Origin of the sequence: Blautia wexlerae DSM 19850 (genome assembly GCF_025148125.1) — a bacterium.
Lineage (GTDB): Bacteria > Bacillota > Clostridia > Lachnospirales > Lachnospiraceae > Blautia_A > Blautia_A wexlerae.
In genome coordinates this window covers 3623772-3645426 of sequence record NZ_CP102267.1, presented here as the reverse complement: position 1 = coordinate 3645426, position 21655 = coordinate 3623772, and the positions used below count along the sequence as shown (strand labels likewise).

Sequence of the window (21655 nt, the reverse complement as noted above, 5' to 3'; positions counted from 1 at the left end):
TTCAGAATGGCGTAACATATAATAGAAAAAGCCATAAACTGTAAAGTAAGAGACTCTTTGGGAGCAAAAGGTTGGATGAAATCCATGTGACAGGTAAAGCATCTCTCAGCGGGGAGATTTTTATACAGGGATCTAAAAATGCAGCACTTCCAATGATAGCCGCATCTCTGATGCACAGAGGACTAAGCATTCTGAGGGGATGTCCCAGAATTTCAGATGTTTTTTGTATGGAAGAGATTTTGAAAAGTCTTGGTGCAGTGACCTGGTGGGACGATCACGATCTTTATCTGGATTGTTCCTGCGCAGACGGAACAGAAATTCCTGCAGTCTATACAGGCAGAATGCGTTCTTCGATCATTCTGGCAGGTGCGGTGCTTGCAAGAAACAGAAAATGCAGGATAGGGTATCCGGGCGGATGTACGATCGGGAAAAGACCAATAGATTTCCATCTTATGGCACTGAGAGCACTTGGCGCGGATGTCCGGGAAAATGTATCAGGCCTGGATGGAGAATGTGTCAGATTTGAAGGGCAGGATATTGTGTTTCCGAAATCGAGTGTGGGAGCTGCTCAACAGGCAATACTGGCAGCAGTTCTTGCAAAAGGTGTAACACATCTTTATAATTGTGCGAAAGAACCGGAGGTTTTCTGGCTCTGCAGATATCTGAAAACAATGGGAGCACTGATAGAAGGAGAAGAAACCGGTGAAATTACGATCAGAGGAGTGGATGAACTGAAAGGCGGAGACTACCGTATTCCTCCGGATCGTATTGTTGCAGGTACCTATCTGTGTGCGGCTGCGGCAGCAAGAAGTAAGATTATTCTTCATGATGTACCTGTGGAGGAGTTGCAGTCGTTTATGGAAGTATATCGGAAAATAGGTGGACAATATCAAGTAAATGGTGGTACACTAGAGGTCAATGGAAAGAATGCTGTCAGACCGGCTGTTTTAGTAGAAACAGAAATTTATCCGGGTTTTCCCACAGATCTGCAGGCTCCGTTGATGGCAGTACTGACAGGTGCGCAGGGACAGAGTACCATACGGGAAAATATTTTTGACCGGAGATTTGGCAGTGCTTTTCAGATGAAAAAAATGGGCGCAGATATTTCCGTAAGCGGAAACCAGGCAATCATAAGAGGGGGAAAAACTCTTAAGGGAACACAAGTACAGGCAGGAGATCTCAGAGGTGGTGCAGCCCTGCTCATTGCCGCACTTATGGCAGAGGGAGAAACCTGTGTTACAGGAGCCGGGTTTATCAGCAGGGGCTATGAGCATATCTGTGAAGATTTACGGACTTTGGGCTGCAGAATATGGCAGCCGGGGACAGAGGATTTGAGGATTTATGAGAGAAAGTAATTATGGGAAAAGACCTCCTATGAGCAAAAGGACGAAGAAGATGCTGGCAGGTATGATAGGCGCCGGAGTTATGGTCGCTGTGATAGTATTTTTTTCCTATTATAAAGTAGATACTGTTGAGGTGAGGGGAACTTCCCATTATACAGATGAAGAAGTAAAGAATATGGTGCTTCGGGGACCGATGGCTTCCAATTCGGTCCTTGCACCACTGCTCTACAGCACTACAAATACAGAGGACATTGCATATGTAGATGCATTTAAAGTTACCCAGCTGAACCGAAATACCATCTGTATCAGCGTAAAAGAGAAAAAAACAGTCGGATGCATCCGATATCTTGACAGTTACATTTATTTTGACAGAAATGGCATTTTTGTGGAGGGTTCTCAGAACAGAGATGAGACGGTTCCGTATTTTGACGGAATTCAGGTGAACAGCATCGTGATGGATGAGAAACTGGATATTAAAGGAGATACTGTACTGAATACAGCTGTAGCATTGTCTACAATCTTTCAGAAAAATGATATGATCCCCGATCATATCCAGTTTGACAGCAGCTATTCTATCAGCCTCATCTATGGGGATATAACTGTTCAGCTTGGAAAAGATGCTGATCTGGAAGAGAAGATGAACCGAGTGATAGCGATTCTGCCCAAAATTCAGGGAAAAAAAGGTATTCTTCATATGGAGAGTGTGGCTACGGAGTCCAATACCTTTGAAGAAGAACTGGAACAGGAAGAAGTTACTGCTGAGAATTGGAATGGCGGTTATGATGAAGATGGCAATTATACCGGAGACGGCGAGTATGACGAGGATGGTAATTATGTAGGTGCAAAACCGAAGACTGCTCTTGAGGAAGCAATTGAGAACTGGAATGGCGGTTATGATGAGGAAGGGGATTATACCGGAGCAGGTGAGTATGACGAATCCGGTAATTATGTGGGACCGAAGCCTACACAGGAATCTCTGGATGCGGCATCTGATGAGTCGGGAGATGGTTCAGGAGATGAAAGCTTTGCAGATGACCAGAGTTCTGAAACTTCAGAAGATGGAGAAAGTGATTCATCATATGACGACGGAAACTCAGATGATTCAGATGGATATGGTGATTATACAGAAGATAACAGTGATTATCAGGGGGATGATTCTGAGGGATATTGATAGTATATGGAAACTTTGAGATCAGAGAAGGCTCCGTACACTGATACAACATATTTATCGGAATTGCCGAAAAAGAGTGAAAAAAGTATAAAAAAACAAAATTAATGGTTGATTAATTCTCAAAAAAAATATATGATATATCTATATGTAACTTTGATATAAATCACTGAAAAGGATATCAGGTATAAATAAAGGAGGAAGTACGTTGTTAGAGATTATGTCAAACGAGGCTGAATCATCTGCCAAGATCATAGTGATCGGTGTAGGTGGAGCCGGAAATAATGCAGTAAACAGAATGGTGGAAGAGGCCATCGGCGGAGTAGAGTTTGTAGGTGTTAATACTGATAAGCAGGCTTTAACTCTGTGCAAAGCTCCAACTGTACTTCAGATTGGCGAGAAGATTACCAAAGGTCTTGGTGCAGGAGCCCAGCCTGAGGTTGGACAGAAAGCAGCAGAGGAGAGCATTGAAGAAGTAAAACAGTTAATGGAAGGTGCGGATATGGTATTCGTTACCTGTGGTATGGGAGGCGGAACCGGAACCGGAGCTGCACCTGTTATCGCAGCAGCAGCGAAAGAAATGGGTATCCTTACAGTTGGCGTTGTTACAAAACCTTTCCGTTTTGAAGCAAGAACTCGTATGAATAATGCACTTGCAGGCATTGAGAATCTGAAGAAAGCAGTGGATACATTAATCGTTATCCCGAATGATAAATTACTGGAAGTTGTAGATCGCAGAACAACCATGCCGGAAGCTCTGAAGAAGGCTGATGAAGTTCTGCAGCAGGCAGTACAGGGCATTACAGACCTGATCAATCTGCCGGCTCTGATTAACCTTGACTTTGCAGACGTTCAGACTGTAATGACAGACAAGGGAATTGCCCATATCGGTATCGGTGAAGCAAGAGGAGACGACAAAGCTATGGAAGCTGTACAGCAGGCCGTATCTTCTCCACTTCTTGAGACAACCATCAAAGGTGCTACACATGTTATCATTAATATTTCCGGAGATATTTCTCTTATGGATGCCAATGATGCCGCAAGCTATGTACAGGAGCTTACAGGTGAGGAAGCAAACATCATCTTTGGTGCCATGTATGATGATACAGTTGCTGACTACTGCAGAATCACAGTGATTGCAACAGGTCTGAATGATGATAACCTTCAGCAGACCCCTTTCGGAAAAAGAAGCACAGCTTCTTCCTTTGGTGCAAGAAGACCTTCTTCCACAGCAACGACAGGTACAGCAACAGCCGGAACTGCAGCAGGAAGCGGTATGAACATGCCTAGCTTCAGCCTTCCAACTATGAATGCCACACCATTTGGAGCATCTAAGACTCCGTCAAGCACTGTTCAGAAGAAGGATATCCAGATTCCGGATTTCTTAAGAAACAGATAGGATTATCTGTTTTGCAGTGAAATAATTTACAGACAGACAAAAGAGACATATTCCATATAGATGGACATGTCTCTTTTTTTGACCAGATCAGGGAAGTTCATTATCCCTGATATACGGGTGAAAATCCTGTTGCCATGGTGTTGATATTATGCGCCACAATGGCACTGGAAGGTGTCACATCTTGTATCGGAAGATGCATGTGCATTAGAGCCGTCTACCTGAATGGAGGATGCTGTACATTTGCAGTTATCATTATAGGTACAGTTATGGGCTTTGCAGTCGATCTGGATTTTGTCGCAGCCACAGTCATCTGTATAGCTGTCTTTCATGGAACTGCCGGTTCTCTCTCGGAAACTGCCGCAGCTTGTCTCATTTGCAGAAGTAGCATTTTCGCCTGTCACGTCAATATCACCCTTTGAACAGAGCTGCTCTTTGTTGTAAACACAGGTCATTGCTGAACATTTAAGAATTGTCATAGAGTTACCCTCCTGAAAAAATCTGAGATAACTATTCAATACTGCTGTAGTGCAAGAGTACTGAACAGTTACATTGAATAAGTTTCGGAGATAGGATGTGCAGTTTGAGAGAAAATATACATGAGATCGTTACTGTTCACTCCGTTCACAGTAACGTAGCCAAAATTCATTCCAGATTGCCTGCGGCAATGGAATTTTGGCTTGTATGTCTCGGGATTTTGGCATATTCATGCCAAAACACCTCGCGGAATAGTGGTGTGTGAACAGTAACATGAGATCTAAAAAAATAAAGAAAATGTAAAAAGTACTTGACATAGCAGACTGAACATGGTATCTTATACAAGTACGTAAGAAAACAAAGCAGAGTTCCACTCTCACCTCAGCGCATTTAGTTTAGCGGCTTGGGTTTATATTGCACAGAGAAGGCTGATATTTAAGGTTGGTAGGAATAAGGAGATTGTTCCCCAGATTAAGAAGAAAAGATATCAGTAGTGTGATAGCGGAGTGTGGATTTTGTCCACGCTTTTTTTATGTAAATGAGGGCGACGAGAAGTCATTAGAATCTATCTAACAGGTATGGAGGTGCACTACAATTAGCAATTTAATGATTAACGAACAGATCAGAGACAAAGAGGTACGCTTAATCGGTTCGGACGGAGAACAGCTTGGAATCATGTCCGCGAAAGAAGCAATGTTCAAAGCTCAGGAGGCAGGGCTTGACCTGGTAAAAATTGCCCCGCAGGCGAAACCGCCGGTATGTAAGATCATCGATTATGGTAAATACCGTTATGAGCTTGCAAGAAAAGAAAAAGAAGCCAAGAAGAAGCAGAAGACCATCGATGTCAAAGAAGTGCGACTTTCTCCAAACATTGATACCAATGACCTGAATACGAAAGTCAACGCCGCCAGAAAGTTCCTCTCCAAGGGTGACAGAGTAAAGGTAACATTACGTTTCCGCGGAAGAGAAATGGCACATATGGCAAGCAGCAGACATGTGCTTGATGATTTTGCAAAGCAGCTTGCAGATGTGGCAACAGTGGAGAAGGCACCGAAGGTTGAAGGCAGAAGCATGACCATGTTTTTAACGGAAAAACGTTAAATATAATAGAGATACAGTTTAAGGAGGAATTAACAATGCCAAAAATTAAAACTTGCAGAGCAGCAGCAAAGCGTTTCAAAAAAACAGGTACAGGAAAATTAGTAAGAAATAAAGCTTATAAGAGCCATATCTTAACAAAGAAATCTCAGAAAAGAAAAAGAAATCTGAGAAAATCTACTGTTGTTGATGCTACTAATGTTAAGAGCATGAAGAAAGCATTACCATATTTATAAGAAGCATTTATTCATTGAAGATAGACAAACAGGAGGAAATTTAAGAAATGGCAAGAATTAAAGGCGGATTAAACGCAAAGAAAAAACATAATCGTACATTAAAACTGGCAAAAGGCTACAGAGGAGCCCGTTCCAAACAGTATAGAGTTGCTAAACAGTCTGTAATGAGAGCACTTGCTAGCTCCTATGCAGGAAGAAAGCAGAAAAAACGTCAGTTCAGACAGCTCTGGATCGCTCGTATCAACGCAGCAGCAAGAATGAACGGATTATCCTACAGCAAACTGATGCACGGACTGAAAGTTGCAAACATCGACATCAACAGAAAGATGCTTGCTGAACTTGCAGTAAACGATGCAGAAGGATTTACAGCACTTGCTGAGATTGCTAAAAAAGCAATTGCATAATTGTCGGTTTTAGAGAGACATAAGATTTGATAAATTAAATCAGAATTTTGAGGTACACATAGAAATTGTTACGGTTTCTGTGTGTACCTTTTTTAATGTATTTTTCGATGAATGGGATAAAATTGCGTGTGCGGTACGGTCAAGTGTCCATGAAAGACGGAAAAATCTTAAATTTCCATAAAGTTTTTCTTGCATGGTCAAATATATGGTGATATAATTCAAAACAGCAACATATTAAAGTGTCAGTGGAAGCCAAAGCCGGCTGGGAACCCAGTTGGCTTTTTGTTACTTTTCAGTTCCTCTACATAATAAATGAACTTGCGGAATCTGGTGAAAATGATATACCGGGTGGAATGAATGGTAACGGAAGCTAATCTTATGAGCCGTAAGAGGGACGAAAGGACTGACAAAATATAAGGAGGATTTATTATGAAAAACCTGAAAAAAATCATCAGTGTTACTGCGGCAGCAGCAATGGTAATGTCAACAGTTGCACCTGTATCTGTATTTGCAGACGATGCTACATTTAAGATCGGTGGAATCGGACCTGTAACCGGAGCAGCAGCAATCTATGGACAGGCTGTAAAGAATGCAACAGAGCTTGCAATCAATGAAGTAAACGAAGACGGCGGAATCAACGGATATCAGGTAGAGTTCAAATTTGAAGATGATGAAAACGATGCTGAGAAAACCCTGAACGCTTACAACGCATTAAAAGACTGGGGAATGAACGTCCTGGTTGGTACAGTTACTTCCACACCTTGTGTAGCTGTAGCAAATGAAACAGCAGCAGACAATATGTTCCAGCTTACTCCATCCGGATCTGCAACAGAGTGTGTTGCTAATCCGAACGTATTCCGTGTATGCTTCTCTGACCCGAACCAGGGTACTGCAGCAGCTCAGTACATTGGAGAGCATAAACTTGCTACAAAAGTAGCTATTATCTACGATAGCTCTGATGTATATTCATCAGGTATCACACAGAACTTCACAGCAGAAGCAGCTAATCAGGGTATTGAAATCGTATCTTCCGAAGCATTTACTGCTGATAACAATAAAGACTTCTCCGTACAGCTTCAGAAAGCAAAAGACGGTGGTGCTGAATTAGTATTCCTTCCGATTTATTATACAGAAGCTTCCCTGATCCTTGCACAGGCAGACAGCATGGGATTTGAAACTAAATTCTTCGGATGCGACGGTATGGACGGTATCCTTGGTGTAGAAAACTTTGATACATCTCTTGCAGAGGGGCTGATGCTTCTTACACCATTTGCAGCAGATTCTACAGATGAGAAAACCCAGAACTTTGTAAAAGCATACAAAGATGCTTACAAAGACACACCAAACCAGTTCGCAGCAGATGCTTATGATGCAGTATACGCAGTCAAAGCAGCAGCAGAAAAAGAAGATGTAAAAGCAGACATGGATGTTGCAGATATCTGTGCAGCACTTGAAAAAGGCATGACCGAGATCACACTTGAAGGTGTTACAGGTGACGAGATCACATGGACAGAAGACGGTGAGCCGAACAAAGCTCCGAAAGCTGTAGAAATCAAAGATGGTGCTTACGCAGCAATGGAATAATGAAATTGAAATAACTGAAAAGATTTCATAAGAAATAAAATGCGATTGTTCCTGGAGTGGACAATGGTTGCATGCCAACGGGGCTGTCTGAATTATGCAGACAGCCCTGTTGCCTAATACGTTATTACATTAATGCGTTAATGACAGATTTACTTTTGGCAAAATAAACAAGACAGATTTCGCTAAAGGCAAATCTGCCAGTTTTACACACAATAAAATTATTTAAATATAAGAAAGGAAAGACTTCTATGAGTAGTTTTATATCATATCTTATCAGTGGTATCAGCCTCGGAAGTGTATATGCGATCATCGCCCTTGGTTATACCATGGTATACGGAATCGCTAAAATGCTGAACTTCGCTCATGGAGATGTTATCATGGTCGGCTCTTATGTAGTTTATGTCGCAGTCAGCGGCATGGGATTAAATCCGATTTTAGCCATCCTGCTGTCCATTATCATCTGTACACTCATGGGCGTTGTGATCGAAGGCGTTGCGTATCGACCACTGCGTAATGCAGCTTCACCTCTGGCTGTTCTGATCACAGCAATTGGTGTCAGCTACCTGCTTCAGAACGTGGCCCTTCTGATCTGGGGAGCAGATACCAAATCATTCAGTAACGTGATCAGTCTTCCATCCCTGAAACTTGCAGGTGGTTCTATCGTGATCACTGGTGTAACCATCGTAACCATTATCGGTGGTATCCTGATCATGGCAGGTCTGATGCTCTTTATCAGCAAGACAAAAACAGGGCAGGCAATGCTTGCCGTATCTGAGGATAAAGGCGCTGCCCAGTTAATGGGTATTAACGTAAACAAAACAATCTCCATTACTTTTGCAATCGGTTCCGGACTTGCAGCAATCGCAGGTGTGCTTCTCTGCTCTGCATACCCGTCTTTGACACCATATACAGGTGCTATGCCTGGTATCAAAGCATTCGTTGCAGCTGTATTTGGCGGTATCGGATCTATCCCGGGAGCCTTTATCGGAGGTGTTGTTCTGGGTATCCTGGAGATTTTTGGTAAAGCTTATATCTCTTCACAGATGGCTGATGCCATTGTATTCGGTGTTCTGATCGTAGTTCTGGTTGTGAAACCTACCGGTATTCTTGGTAAGAACATTCAGGAGAAAGTGTGAGGTGGCAGACATGGAAAAGAAGAAATTAAACAAAACAACAAAAAGCAATCTCATTACATACGGAATGGTTCTTGCAGCATATCTGATCGTACAGGGAATGATAGCAGGGAATCTGCTTTCCAACCTGATGCAGGGTCTTCTGGTGCCTCTTTGTGTATATATTATCCTGGCTCTTTCCCTGAACCTGACGGTTGGTATTCTGGGTGAGTTAAGTCTTGGACATGCCGGATTTATGTGTATCGGTGCTTTCACCAGTGCAGCATTTACAAAGGCAACTATGGATACATTTACAAATGCAGGACTTCGTTTCTTCGTTGCTCTGATCATCGGAGCTGTATGTGCAGGTATCTTTGGATTCCTGATCGGTATTCCTGTACTTCGTCTGAAAGGTGACTACCTTGCTATCGTAACACTGGCATTTGGTGAGATCATTAAGAATATCATCAATGTGCTTTATGTAGGAATTGACAGCAACGGAATCCATTTTTCCATGAAAGACCAGATGTCTCTTGGAATGGAGCCTGGTGGAAAAATGATCATCAGTGGTGCCATGGGTATCACAGGTACACCGAGACAGTCAACCTTTACTATAGGTGTGATTCTGATTCTGGTTACTTTATTCGTAGTTCTGAACCTGATCAATTCCAGAGACGGACGTGCGATCATGGCAATCCGTGATAACCGTATTGCAGCGGAATCAATTGGTATTGATATCACAAAGTATAAACTGAAAGCATTTGCAATCTCAGCAGCATTAGCCGGTATCGGCGGTGTGCTTTATGCTCATAATCTTGCAACTTTAACAGCACTTCCGAAGAACTTCGGTTATAACATGTCTATCATGTTCCTGGTATTCGTAGTTCTCGGTGGAATTGGAAATATGCGTGGTTCTATTATTGCGGCAGTGATTCTGAACCTTCTTCCTGAGCTTCTGCGTGGACTCAGTGATTACCGTATGCTGTTCTATGCAATCGTGCTGATCGTAATGATGCTGATCAACTGGGCACCTAAGGCAATCGAGATGAGAGAGCGTCTTTTCAGTAAATTTAAGAAAAAGGAGGCATAAGCTATGGCATTGCTGGAAGTAAATCATTTAAATATTTCATTCGGCGGTCTTCATGCAGTGGATGATTTCCATGTCTCCATCGAGAAAGGACAGCTTTATGGTCTGATCGGTCCGAATGGTGCCGGTAAGACTACAATCTTTAACCTTCTTACAGGTGTGTATAAGCCGGACGAGGGAATCATCAATCTGGACGGACAGGATATCACTGGAAAGAGTACCATTGATATCAACAAGGCGGGAATCGCCAGAACATTCCAGAATATCCGTCTGTTCCATCAGATGAGTGTGCTGGACAATGTAAAGGCAGGACTTCACAATCATGATAAATACAGCCTTTTTACAAGTATTGTACATACTCCGAAATACTTTAAGGTTGAGAAAACCATGAATGAGGAAGCAATGAAGCTTCTTAAAGTGTTTGATCTGGACAAAGAGGCAGATATCCTTGCATCCAACCTTCCTTATGGTAAACAGAGAAAGCTGGAGATTGCCAGAGCACTGGCAACAAAGCCGAAGCTTCTTCTTCTGGATGAGCCGGCTGCAGGTATGAACCCCAATGAAACTGAGGAACTGATGGATACCATTCGTTTTGTTCGTGATAACTTTGATATGACCATTCTTCTGATCGAGCATGATATGAAGCTGGTTTCAGGTATCTGTGAGGAGCTGACTGTACTGAACTTCGGTCATGTTCTGAGACAGGGCAAGACTTCAGATGTGCTCCATGATCCGGAAGTTATCAAGGCATATCTTGGAGAATAGGAGGAGAGACAGATGGCATTACTGGAAGTACAGGACATACAGGTTTATTATGGAATGATTCAGGCATTGAAGGGTGTTTCTTTCTCTGTAAATGAAGGTGAAGTTATTGCTCTGATCGGTGCCAATGGTGCCGGTAAGACTACTACCCTGCATACAGTGACAGGGCTTCTCCGGGCAAAATCAGGACATATTATTTATGACGGACAGGATATCACAAAGGTTCCGCCTCACAAGATCGTAACAATGGGTATGGCACATGTTCCGGAAGGAAGACGTGTGTTTGCAAATATGACTGTTCTTCAGAATCTGAAGATGGGTGCTTTTACAAGATCTGATAAAAATGAGATTGATGCGACTATTGAGAAAGTATATAAACGTTTTCCGCGTCTGAAGGAACGTCAGAATCAGACTGCAGGTACCTTAAGTGGTGGTGAGCAGCAGATGCTCGCCATGGGACGTGCGCTGATGAGCCAGCCGAAGATCATTCTGATGGACGAGCCGTCCATGGGCCTTTCACCGATCTTTGTAAATGAGATTTTTGATATCATTAAAGAGGTAAGTGAGAGTGGAACAACGGTTCTTCTGGTTGAGCAGAATGCGAAGAAGGCTCTTTCTATTGCTGATAGAGCTTATGTCCTTGAGACCGGAAGGATTACACTGGAAGGTAAGGCAAGTGATCTTCTTCATGATGAATCTGTTCAGAAAGCTTATCTTGGAGAGTAAACAGGAGGGATTTTATGGAGAATTTTGTAATTACCATTGCGAGACAGTATGGAAGCGGCGGACGTACAGTTGGCCAGATGCTGGCTAAGAGACTGGGAGTTCCTTTTTATGGTAAAGAGATCATTCAGATGGCTTCGGATGAGAGCGGTATTGATGTGAAGTTATTTGGTCAGGTTGAAGAAGGGACAAAAGTAAAAGCGTCACTGTTCAATAAGACCGGTCTTTATAAAGGGGCACTGATCGCACCGGATCAGAAGGGATTTATTTCTGATGAGAATATTTTTAATTATCAGGCAAAGGTTGTGAATGATCTGGCTGAGAAGGAGCCATGCGTGATCGTGGGACGATGCGTGAATTATGTGTTCAGAGACAGACCGAATACACTGAGAGTATTTATTCATGCACCATGGGAATTCCGTGTTGAGAAGTCCAGAGAGAAGATCAGCGGTGGTGATGAGGAAATTGAGAAGTTCCTTCGCAAAGATGATAAGAGAAAACAGGATTATTATCGTAAATTTGCAGGCGGGGACTGGAGTGATGCGACAAATTATGATCTGTGCCTGAATTCAGGAAAACTGGGATTTGAGAAGTGTGTGGATGCGATTCTGGCGCAGATGGAAGTTATGGGAATTAAATAAAAGGATGAAAAAAAGCAGTTTCTTTCGGAAGGGAAAGGGGCTGCTTTTTTCGTGGGTGGGGGGACGCGCAGACAAATAGTTTCTTTCGTGTGCGGTTTCGGATACTAAGATATTCTAAGGCATCAAAAATCTGCTAAAAGCATGAGAAGAAAAGTCTGGATTACTCGCTTGCGCTCAGACAAAGGACTTTTCTTCTCATAACGCGGATTTTTGATACCTAAGAATATCTAAGTATCCTGCAAATGCACACGAAAGAAACTATTTGTTTGCGCTGGTTATTGGACGTGGAAAAAGATGTATGTCTGGGGATTTTGCCGGAGGCAAAATGCCCTGCGAGGGAGTTGTAAGTGGTTATTTCTTGGGCGGGATAATAGAGGGGGAAAAGAAAAAGAGTATTATAAAAAATCGTATGTTCTTGCGAAGTATGTGGGGTGATGATATACTTATTTTTAATAGAGAGTAAGGTACTACATAGATGATGAATATGTATAAGGGAGATGAAGAAGGATATGACACCGGAAGAAAAAGCACGTTGTGTGATTGATGATAAGCTTTGTCAGTCTGGATGGGTGATACAGGATTTGAAAAGATTGAATCTTACAGCTTCTCTTGGTGTAGCGGTTCGTGAATTTCCTACCAGTACAGGTGAGGTTGACTATGCTTTATTTGTGGATGGAAAGCCAGTGGGAGTAGTTGAGGCGAAGCAATCCCAAGCAGGACAGTCAATTACTGATGTTGAGGTGCAGTCAGGGCGTTATGCAAATAGTACGTTCAAATGGGTTAAGAATGATTATACTATTCGGTTTGCGTATGAAGCAACAGATAAACTGATTCGTTTTACTGATTATAAGGATATTAAATATCGTTCCAGGACAGTGTTTTCTTTTCATCGGCCTGAGACATTATTTGATTTGATTCAGCAGCCAGATACGATTCGAAATAATATGAAGCAGTTTCCACTTTTAGATGTAAAGGGATTCAGAAAATGTCAAATTAATGCGATTAATAATCTGGATCAATCATTTGCGGATAATCGTCCAAGGGCACTAGTGCAGATGGCAACAGGGGCGGGAAAGACATTTACAGCAATTACATCGGCTTACCGATTGCTTAAATATGGAAAAATGAAACGTATTTTGTTTTTGGTGGATACCAAAGGATTAGGGGAACAGGCAGAGCGGGAATTTCTTGCGTATACACCAAATGATGACCCGAGGTCTTTTTCGCAGATATATGGTGTACGTAGATTAAAATCTTCGTATATGCCAAATGATGTTCAGATTTGTATTTCTACGATACAGAGAATGTACTCTATTCTTAAAGAAGAGGAATTGGATGAATCAGCAGAAGAAGCTCCGTTTGTTGAATATGTAACTGCTGAAAGCAAAGCTCCTAAAGAAGTAGCTTATAATGAGAAATATCCACCAGAGTTTTTTGATTGTATCATTGTGGATGAATGTCATCGTTCTATCTATAATGTCTGGAGTCAGGTGCTGACTTATTTTGATGCTTTTATTATTGGATTAACTGCAACACCTGATAACCGGACTTTTGCTTTCTTTAATGAAAATATAGTCAGTGAATATACGCGTGAACAGGCAATTATAGATGGTGTGAACGTAGGTGAAGATGTTTTTCTGATAGAAACGGAGGTTGGAAAAAATGGTGCACATCTGATGAAACAGATGATTGAATATCGTGATCGTTTATCCAGAGCTAAGCGATGGAGGCAAATGGATGAAGATGTGGATTATGTTCCGTCACAGTTGGATAAGAAAATTGTTAATCCAAGTCAGATACGTACAGTAATTCGATCTTTTAAAGAAAATGTGTTTACAACGTTATTTCCGCGTAGAAAAGAAGTGCCAAAAACATTGATTTTTGCGAAAACAGATAGCCATGCAGATGATATAGTGCAGATTGTACGTGAGGAGTTTGGCGAAGGAAATGATTTTTGTCGCAAAATAACTTATGCTGTAGATAATCCGGAATCTGTACTTAGTTCTTTTAGAAATGATTATAATCCACGTATTGCGGTCACTGTGGATATGATAGCAACTGGAACGGATGTTAAGCCAATCGAATGTCTGATTTTTATGAGAGATGTAAAAAGTAAGAATTATTTCGAACAGATGAAAGGCAGAGGAACTCGAGTACTTAGTAAAGAAGATTTGCAGAAAGTTACCCCGTCTGCTACGGAAAATAAAGATCATTTTGTTATTGTGGATGCAGTAGGGGTTACGAAGTCAAGAAAATCGGACACCAGACCTTTGGAGCGTAAACCTACAGTTAGTATGAAAGAACTTATGATGAATGTGGCATTGGGAGTGAAAGATAAAGATACTTTGACTTCTCTTGCAAATCGTGTGATTCGCCTGAATAGTCAAATGACACAGGCTGAGCGAGAACAGTTTAAAGAAAAAGTTGGAGCAACAGCAGGGTGCGTGGCTGAACGTTTATTGAATGCATTTGATGCAGATATTATTTTTGAGCAGGCTCAGAAGAATACAGGTGTATCTGAACCAACAGAAGAACAGATAAAGGTTGCGCAAAGAGAGCTGGTGCAGGCGGCTGTAGCACCATTTCACAATCCGGATATACGCGATTATATTGAAAATGTTCGTCGAAATCATGATCAAATTATTGACAGCGTTAATTTGGATTCGGTTATTTTTGCTGGATTTGATGTACAGCAGGAAAAGAATGTAAATAAGGTAATTTCCAGTTTTCATACATTTATTGAGGAAAATAAAGGTGAGATTGTTGCTCTGCGGATTATCTATGATGCGGCATATAAGGAACGCCCAATGGTCATTGAGAAACTGAAGGAGTTATATGAAAAACTGAAATCAGAAGGAATTACCGTTGAGCGTTTGTGGGATTGTTATGCTATAAAGCAGCCGGATAAGGTAAAAAGAAGCGCAATGACTCAGATTACAGATTTAATTTCAATTATTCGATTTGAGATGGGATATGCAGACACTTTGACGTCATTTGCGGATAAAGTGAATTACAATTTTATGCAATGGACGTTTAAGAAGAATGCCGGGCATATTCAGTTTACAGAAGAACAGATGGATTGGTTGCGTTTAATTAAAGACCATATTGTAGCTTCACTCAGTATTTTGCCGGAAGATTTGGAGTTGACACCGTTTGATCGGAAGGGTGGATTATTGGGATTTTATGATGCTTTTGGTGATGAATATGAAAAAATATTACAAGAAATGAATGAAGAATTGGTGGCATAAATGTATAAGAAAAAAGCATGGAAAGAAATTTTGACAATTGTAAGCGGTAAAAGTCAAAAAAGTGTTGAAACAATTAATGGAAAATATCTCATTTACGGAAGCGGGGGAATTATCGGACATGCAAATGAATATCTATGCCCTGCGAATACGGTTATTGTCGGAAGAAAGGGAACTATCGATCGTCCTATATATGTTACGGAACCATTTTGGAATATTGATACAGCTTTTGGTGTAGTTGCTGGCAAAGATTTAGTACCGAAGTTTCTGTATTTTTTTTGCCTTTCATATAACTTTAAAAAGCTTGATAAATCTACTGGTAGACCAAGCGTTTCAAAATCAGATTTGCTAAAAATTGAAATGCCAATCCCAACGATTAATGAACAACAGCGCATTGTTTCCCGAATAGAAGAACTCTTTTCAGAACTGGATAAAGGAGTGGAAACGTTGCAAACTATCAAACAACAGTTGGAGACGTATAGACAGGCGGTGCTAAAAGAGGCAATGTCAGTTTATGAGTGTCCAATAGCAAAAATTAGCGATGTTTGTAGTGATATCGTTGATTGCCCGCATTCAACGCCTAAATGGGTTGAGAGTGGATACTTATGCTTAAGAACGACAAATTTTAGACGCGGATTTTTAGATTTGACTGAGCCTAACTACGTTTCGCAAGATACGTTTAATAGTCGCAACAAACGTCTTGTTCCGAAAGCAGGAGATGTTTTGTATAGTCGCGAAGGGTCGATACTCGGAATTGCTTGCATTATGCCAGATGGAATTGAGCCCTGCCTTGGTCAGAGAATGATGCTTTTGCGAGCATCTAGTAAATTAAATAATAAATTTTTAATGTATTATCTCAATTCACCAATGGTGACGAATCACGTAATTACAACTAAAGGTGGTACGGGTTCTCCTCATATAAATGTTGGTGATATAAAACAATTTGATATTCCGTTCCCTAATATTGAACAGCAGAATTGTATTGTTGCATTAATTGAGGAAAAATTTTCTGTATGTGATAGTATTGAGCGGATGGTTGACAATGCCCTGGCAGAAGCAAATGTCATGCGACAGAGTATTTTGAAAAAAGCATTTAAAGGAGGATTCAGCGAATGAGTGAACAGAGTTCTGCTATCGTTTCAAAAGTATGGGGAATGTGCAATCCCCTTCGCGATGATGGTGTTTCTTATGGCGATTATCTGGAACAGCTAACCTATTTGATATTTTTAAAAATGTCTGATGAATATTCCAGACCACCATATAAAAGAGAAACCGGGATTCCGGAAGGATTTACCTGGGCAGATATGCATACGCTCAAGGGAACTGAACTGGAGGAACAGTATAAAGCAACTTTAGAAAAGCTGGGTGAACAGGGTGGTATCCTTGGTAAAATTTTCAAAGGTGCAACCAATAAAATCAGCAGTGCGGCTATTTTATATTGTGTTGTACAGATGATTGATAACGAGAGATGGGTGGCAATGTCCTCGGATGTCAAGGGCGAAATCTATGAGGGATTGTTACAAAAAAATGCTGAAGATATTAAAAGTGGTGCTGGGCAGTATTTTACTCCTCGTCCGCTAATACATGCTATGGTTGAATGTCTGCATCCGGAGCCGATGAAAACTATAGCAGATCCTTGTTGTGGATCCGGAGGATTTTTCCTAGCTGCACAGACATTTATTGCGAACCCGAAAAATTATGCTCTGGACAGAGAACAGAAAGAATTTCTGAAAAACGAAACCTTTTATGGGAATGAGATTGTTCCAGCTACTTATAAAACAGCCTTAATGAATCTATATCTACATAATATTGGTGACATTTATGGAAATGTGCCGATTGCATTGGGAGATGCATTGTTGATGGATCCTGGTTATCGCGTGGACTATGTGTTGACAAATCCACCTTTCGGTAAGAAGTCAGCTATCACTTTTACGAATGAGGAAGGCGAACAGGAGGAAGAAGATCTTGTTTATAATAGACAGGATTTTTGGACAACCAGTTCCAATAAACAGTTGAATTTTGTACAGCATATTAATACTATTCTGAAGGCAACTGGTAAAGCAGCAGTTGTGGTACCGGACAATGTACTGTTTGAGGGCGGCGCAGGTGAGATCATACGTAAGAAATTACTTGAAACAACAGATATGCATACAATTCTACGTCTGCCAACAGGTATTTTCTATAAACCAGGAGTAAAGGCAAATGTCATTTTCTTTGATAAACGTCCTGCCAGTGCCGAAATGCATACTAAGGAAGTATGGATATATGATTTCCGTACAAATATTCATTTTACATTAAAACAACATCCGATGACAGATGCAGATCTTGCAGATTTTGTAAAATGCTATAATCCTGAAAATCGCTATGAACGTACTGAAACATGGTCAGAGGATAATCCGGATGGACGTTGGCGCAGATTTGACGTGAAAGATATTTTGGAACGTGATAAGACCAGCCTTGATTTATTCTGGATTAAGGATAAATCGTTGGCTGATTTGGATAATTTACCAGATCCGGATGAACTTGCAGTAGATATTATTGAGAATCTGCAGAGTGCCTGGGAGAGCTTTCAGGAGTTACAGGCACAATTAAAAAAATAGTAAGTCAGATGTGAAGGGGTGTGTAAATGGCAAAAAGTTCATTAGAAAAAGCATTGGAAAAACATCAAAAAGAAATAGAACGTCAATTTAAAAAGAAAATTTATGCAGAGAAGAAATTAGCTAATAAGCAAAGGCAAGATTCAGAAAGACAAGCAAAAATAAATGCCAGAAGGGAAAGAGCTTCTTCTATTGTTGGTGGCCAGCCAACAGTAGGTGATATAAGAATTTTAGATAATTCTGCAGAGGAATTAGTATCATTGATATGCAAAGGATATTGTAGAAATGATTATAGAGTAACCAATAATGATATTGAAATTCCAGTATATTTAGAAAATGATTTAGCTTTAGAATTTGAAAAATTGAAACAATATGGTCTTATATCAAATTATGGATACTATATTTCTGGATGTTGGGAGATTACAATATTGCCTGGTTTGTTAACTTATTTTGAAAGGAAGGAGAGTGCTATTTTGCAAGAAAAACAAAATTATAATACGAATCATTTTTATGGTGATGTTACGGGAGTTCAGATTCAGCAAGGAACTGTTAACTCATCACAAACGCAGTCTATAACACAGGACTTTGACTATGGAGCAATTAGTGATATTCTTGAAAATATTAAAAAGTATGACAGCTTACTTGATGATGAATTTGGAGATAAAGCATCAGATTTAAGGGGAAAAATAGTAGAATTAGAGGAATTGATTGAAAAGCGTGAAAATCCTAGCAAGGTAAAAATATTGTTAGCTGAACTTAAAAATCTTGCAATAGGTGTAAGTGGTAGTTTAATAGCTTCTGGTATTGCAGCGCAAATTCCTCTGTTTTAGGGAGGTGTGTAGTTGAAAGGGATTGTAATTGAATTAGAGAAAGAAGCTCTGAATGAGCAAGCAAGTGTCGAATCATTGTTGCGCAAAGCGTATTTGGTAGCTAGAAAACTTAAATTGGAAGAATTCGAAGAGTGGATTAATAATGAGCAAAACGGGTATAAAGGGAATGCACTGGATTACAGAATGATTAATGGAGAATATAAGGCCTGGAATCCATACCGCGGTTGGATTCCGGTTATATTATCTCCTAAACTGGGAGAAGTTGCATCAAGAATTCCGTTGAATCAATCAGTTTCAGCGCTGCGGGAAATTTATACATCACATGAAAATAGTATACAATTTACACTTAATACTAAAATGAATGCGTTATTAAATCAATCAACAGATGGATTTGAAACACGGTTTGTTTTCGAAACATCTAGAAGTGAGATATATCGAATACTTAGTACAGTAAGGAATAAAATATTAGAGTGGGCGTTGTTTCTTGAGGAAAATGAAATTATTGGTGAAGGAATGACTTTTACAGATAAAGAAAAAAAGAAAGCACAAGAAATAAAAATAATTAATAATTATACAAATAATTTTTATTCGGATGTATCTGATATTGAAATGAAACAGGGATAATACCTAAATTTATAGTTATGTCAAGATCAATTGTGTATAAGATATTTTGAAAGGGACAAATTAGAAAATAATTGAAAAGGATCTAAAAAGGAGCCAAAAGGGAGCCAAAAGGGAGCCAATAAAAGTGGTAGGCTGCAAGAAAATAGAAGACGAGAGTCTGTTAGTAAAAGTTAGTTCTAAGACAGGGAGCATATGTCTCATAATGAGTCATACGCTCTTTTTTTATAAAAAATGATGACTGACGGAAATAATAATATTGTATCTAAATGAGATTGATTCAATAGAGAATAACAATAAAATGAAATAAAATATTACGTATATATGTTAAAAACAATGAATATACTGTATTATTTAAAATAAAAAGAAAATAAATATTGCACAAAAATAAAAAAGGTGATATTATATGTGTGAGATGGTGAAGGAAGGTTATGTTGATATGAAAATACAAGCTGTTTTAATTGATGGATTTAAGAATTTATCAAATGTAAGAATATCGTTTGATAATATTACAGCACTTGTTGCTCTAAATAATTTTGGAAAATCAAATGTACTTTCAGGTATTGATTTTGGATTGGATTTTATTAAGGCTTCTATAGAGGATAAAAAGGATATGATGTCTAATTCCAATCTTATTCCTATAAATTGTAATATGATTGGGAGAAATTACAAATATGAGATGGAAGTATCTACGGACATTAGTGGTGAGGAATACATTATTCAGTATGGGTACGAGTTTGAGTGGAAAGATAATGAGGATAAAGAACCTAGAATAGTATCAGAGTTTTTGAAAGTTAAACTGAATAAAAAAGGACAAAAGTTTACACAGTTAATTAATAGAACTGCTGATACAGCACTGTATAAAAGTTCAGAGACTGGAAGATGCTCATCTAAGATTAAAGTTGAAGAAGCTGAATTGATTGCTAATAAATTAAAAGCTTTTGACGAGCTATATTATGCTCAGATTATTACAAAGCTTAATGGAATGAAGATATATATGGAGAACAATCTGGATGCAAAGAGTTTTTATCAGCCAGATCCTATTATTCGAAAAGGTTTTGAGAATGAGATGATAAATGCAGATAATTTGCCACGAATTATTTATAACTTGAAAGAGCAGAATCCGGATAAATTTGAATTATTAAAGGATGTTTATTTTCAGTTATTTCCTGACATTGAGGATGTTATTGTTAAGCAATTCAAAATTAATGGCTTAACAAATAATGAGGAACTTACAGAAAATCTTCCGTTTGTTTTTTCAAACAATTATCATGTATTATTTGTCAAGGAAAAGAATTTGGCGAATCCAGTAAACTTTTCAATAATGTCGGATGGAGCAAAGAGAGTTTTTATGATTTTAACCAAGATAATTGTATCTAGCGTTAGCAATATTTCACTGATAGCAATTGAGGAACCAGAAAATTCTGTACATCCAGGTTTGTTCCAAGCATACATCCAGATTATCAGCCAATTGTTAGATGATTGTAAAGTCATCATAACAAGTCATTCGCCGTATATTATTAGCTACTTAAATCCTTCTTGGATTCATGTTGGCGTGAATAGGCAAGCTGGAGTTGCTGAGTTTTTTTCGTTTAAGAAATCTGGACAGAAACAGTTGGAAAATGATGCTGCTGGCTTTGATATGAGTATAGGAGATTATCTGTTTTCAATGCTTGCAGATTCAGAGAGCAATATAAGTGATTATTTGGAGTGTGATACCGATGAGTAAATGCCTTGTACTTTTTGTAGAGGGTGATACAGAGGTTGAATTTTACAAACAGGTAGTTGCTAATGCCAGAAAATTGCATCCTGCGGGAAGATTTGATACGAATATTGAATATAGAAATGTAGGAGGCGTTGGAGGTTTTAAAAGTATTGCGCTCAGAAAATTTACAAAAGAAATTAAAACTAAATTTGATGATGATTGTGAATTTACAATTGTTCTATGTAGTGATACTGATGTATTTGATTTTGCTTCTAAGCCACCGATAAAGTGGGGTGAAATCAAAAAAGAGCTTAAAGCGAATGGAGCTGGCAATATTATACACATACAGGCGAAGCGGTCCATTGAAGATTGGTTTCTATATGACATTGAAGGTATTTTGGGATTTCTAAGGCTAGGAAAAAATACTAAAGTATCTGGTAAGAATGGATATGATAAGCTTCAACGTTTATATAAACAGGCCAATAAAGTTTATTATAAGGGAATTAAGAGTAATGGTATGATAGGGCGTTTGGACATCGAAAAGATTGCAGATGCGGTAAAAGACCAGTTAAATCCCTTATATAAGGCTCTTGGGGTAGACAAAAATTAAATATTGATTGGTATGT

Annotated in this window: 20 protein-coding genes; 19 read left to right on the top strand and 1 reads right to left on the bottom strand. The window is 39.6% G+C overall.

Going from position 1 to position 21655, the window contains the following annotated elements; translation table 11 throughout:
* The first annotated feature begins 71 nt into the window (after positions 1-71).
* The 3 genes from murA to ftsZ all read left to right on the top strand — a co-directional run bounded on the left by murA (position 72) and on the right by ftsZ (position 3910).
* A complete protein-coding gene (gene murA, locus NQ550_RS16940) occupies positions 72-1355 on the top strand; it encodes a UDP-N-acetylglucosamine 1-carboxyvinyltransferase (RefSeq protein WP_025578125.1) in 1284 nt (427 codons plus the stop codon).
* A 19-nt stretch (positions 1356-1374) separates the two neighbouring features.
* Positions 1375-2514, top strand: coding sequence for a cell division protein FtsQ/DivIB (locus NQ550_RS16935; protein WP_029676906.1), 1140 nt, complete (start codon positions 1375-1377; stop codon positions 2512-2514).
* Between the two features lie 217 nt (positions 2515-2731).
* Positions 2732-3910 carry a cell division protein FtsZ gene (gene ftsZ, locus NQ550_RS16930; RefSeq protein WP_008706522.1) on the top strand — a complete coding sequence of 393 codons (1179 nt, stop codon included), beginning with the start codon at positions 2732-2734 and terminating at the stop codon, positions 3908-3910.
* A 146-nt stretch (positions 3911-4056) separates the two neighbouring features.
* Here the strand turns inward: ftsZ and NQ550_RS16925 are convergent, their stop codons facing one another.
* The gene (locus tag NQ550_RS16925; RefSeq protein WP_008706523.1) at positions 4057-4386 is read right to left on the bottom strand and encodes a DUF1540 domain-containing protein; all 330 of its coding nucleotides are present in this window, start codon (positions 4384-4386) and stop codon (positions 4057-4059) included.
* A 604-nt stretch (positions 4387-4990) separates the two neighbouring features.
* Between NQ550_RS16925 and infC the strand changes: the two genes are divergently transcribed.
* The 16 genes from infC (at position 4991) to NQ550_RS16845 (ending at position 21639) form a co-directional block, all read left to right on the top strand.
* Positions 4991-5485 carry a translation initiation factor IF-3 gene (infC, locus tag NQ550_RS16920; protein WP_008706524.1) on the top strand — a complete coding sequence of 165 codons (495 nt, stop codon included), beginning with the start codon at positions 4991-4993 and terminating at the stop codon, positions 5483-5485.
* 35 nt (positions 5486-5520) lie between these two features.
* Complete coding sequence (gene rpmI, locus NQ550_RS16915) at positions 5521-5718, top strand: 50S ribosomal protein L35 (protein WP_008706525.1); 198 nt, start codon at positions 5521-5523, stop codon at positions 5716-5718.
* A 47-nt stretch (positions 5719-5765) separates the two neighbouring features.
* The gene (rplT, locus tag NQ550_RS16910) at positions 5766-6122 is read left to right on the top strand and encodes a 50S ribosomal protein L20 (protein WP_022380175.1); all 357 of its coding nucleotides are present in this window, start codon (positions 5766-5768) and stop codon (positions 6120-6122) included.
* A gap of 429 nt (positions 6123-6551) precedes the next feature.
* Positions 6552-7706, top strand: a complete 1155-nt coding sequence (locus NQ550_RS16905) for an ABC transporter substrate-binding protein (RefSeq protein WP_025578071.1) — start codon at positions 6552-6554, stop codon at positions 7704-7706.
* A gap of 248 nt (positions 7707-7954) precedes the next feature.
* Complete coding sequence (locus tag NQ550_RS16900) at positions 7955-8842, top strand: branched-chain amino acid ABC transporter permease (RefSeq protein WP_008706530.1); 888 nt, start codon at positions 7955-7957, stop codon at positions 8840-8842.
* Between the two features lie 10 nt (positions 8843-8852).
* Positions 8853-9908, top strand: a complete 1056-nt coding sequence (locus NQ550_RS16895) for a branched-chain amino acid ABC transporter permease (RefSeq protein ID WP_020993609.1) — start codon at positions 8853-8855, stop codon at positions 9906-9908.
* Positions 9909-9911: 3 nt separating this feature from the next.
* Positions 9912-10670: an ABC transporter ATP-binding protein gene (locus tag NQ550_RS16890; protein WP_025578122.1), complete on the top strand. Its 759-nt coding sequence runs from the start codon at positions 9912-9914 to the stop codon at positions 10668-10670.
* Positions 10671-10682: 12 nt separating this feature from the next.
* Positions 10683-11393 carry an ABC transporter ATP-binding protein gene (locus NQ550_RS16885; protein ID WP_020993607.1) on the top strand — a complete coding sequence of 237 codons (711 nt, stop codon included), beginning with the start codon at positions 10683-10685 and terminating at the stop codon, positions 11391-11393.
* 14 nt (positions 11394-11407) lie between these two features.
* Entirely contained in the window at positions 11408-12031 is a 624-nt protein-coding gene (locus NQ550_RS16880; protein ID WP_025578074.1) for a cytidylate kinase-like family protein, read from the top strand.
* A gap of 497 nt (positions 12032-12528) precedes the next feature.
* A complete protein-coding gene (locus NQ550_RS16875; protein WP_259838170.1) occupies positions 12529-15279 on the top strand; it encodes a type I restriction endonuclease subunit R in 2751 nt (916 codons plus the stop codon).
* Positions 15280-16392 (top strand): restriction endonuclease subunit S, encoded by a 1113-nt coding sequence (locus tag NQ550_RS16870; protein ID WP_025578078.1) that lies wholly within the window; start codon positions 15280-15282, stop codon positions 16390-16392.
* The gene (locus NQ550_RS16865) at positions 16389-17876 is read left to right on the top strand and encodes a class I SAM-dependent DNA methyltransferase (protein ID WP_025578079.1); all 1488 of its coding nucleotides are present in this window, start codon (positions 16389-16391) and stop codon (positions 17874-17876) included. Before NQ550_RS16870 ends, NQ550_RS16865 begins: the two co-directional genes overlap by 4 nt.
* Before the next feature lie 26 nt (positions 17877-17902).
* Positions 17903-18703, top strand: coding sequence for a hypothetical protein (locus tag NQ550_RS16860; protein WP_025578080.1), 801 nt, complete (start codon positions 17903-17905; stop codon positions 18701-18703).
* A gap of 12 nt (positions 18704-18715) precedes the next feature.
* The gene (locus NQ550_RS16855) at positions 18716-19327 is read left to right on the top strand and encodes an AbiTii domain-containing protein (protein ID WP_025578081.1); all 612 of its coding nucleotides are present in this window, start codon (positions 18716-18718) and stop codon (positions 19325-19327) included.
* A gap of 412 nt (positions 19328-19739) precedes the next feature.
* Positions 19740-21053, top strand: coding sequence for an AAA family ATPase (locus NQ550_RS16850; RefSeq protein ID WP_259838167.1), 1314 nt, complete (start codon positions 19740-19742; stop codon positions 21051-21053).
* Positions 21046-21639 (top strand): hypothetical protein, encoded by a 594-nt coding sequence (locus NQ550_RS16845; RefSeq protein ID WP_025578085.1) that lies wholly within the window; start codon positions 21046-21048, stop codon positions 21637-21639. Before NQ550_RS16850 ends, NQ550_RS16845 begins: the two co-directional genes overlap by 8 nt.
* The last annotated feature ends 16 nt before the right edge of the window (positions 21640-21655 follow it).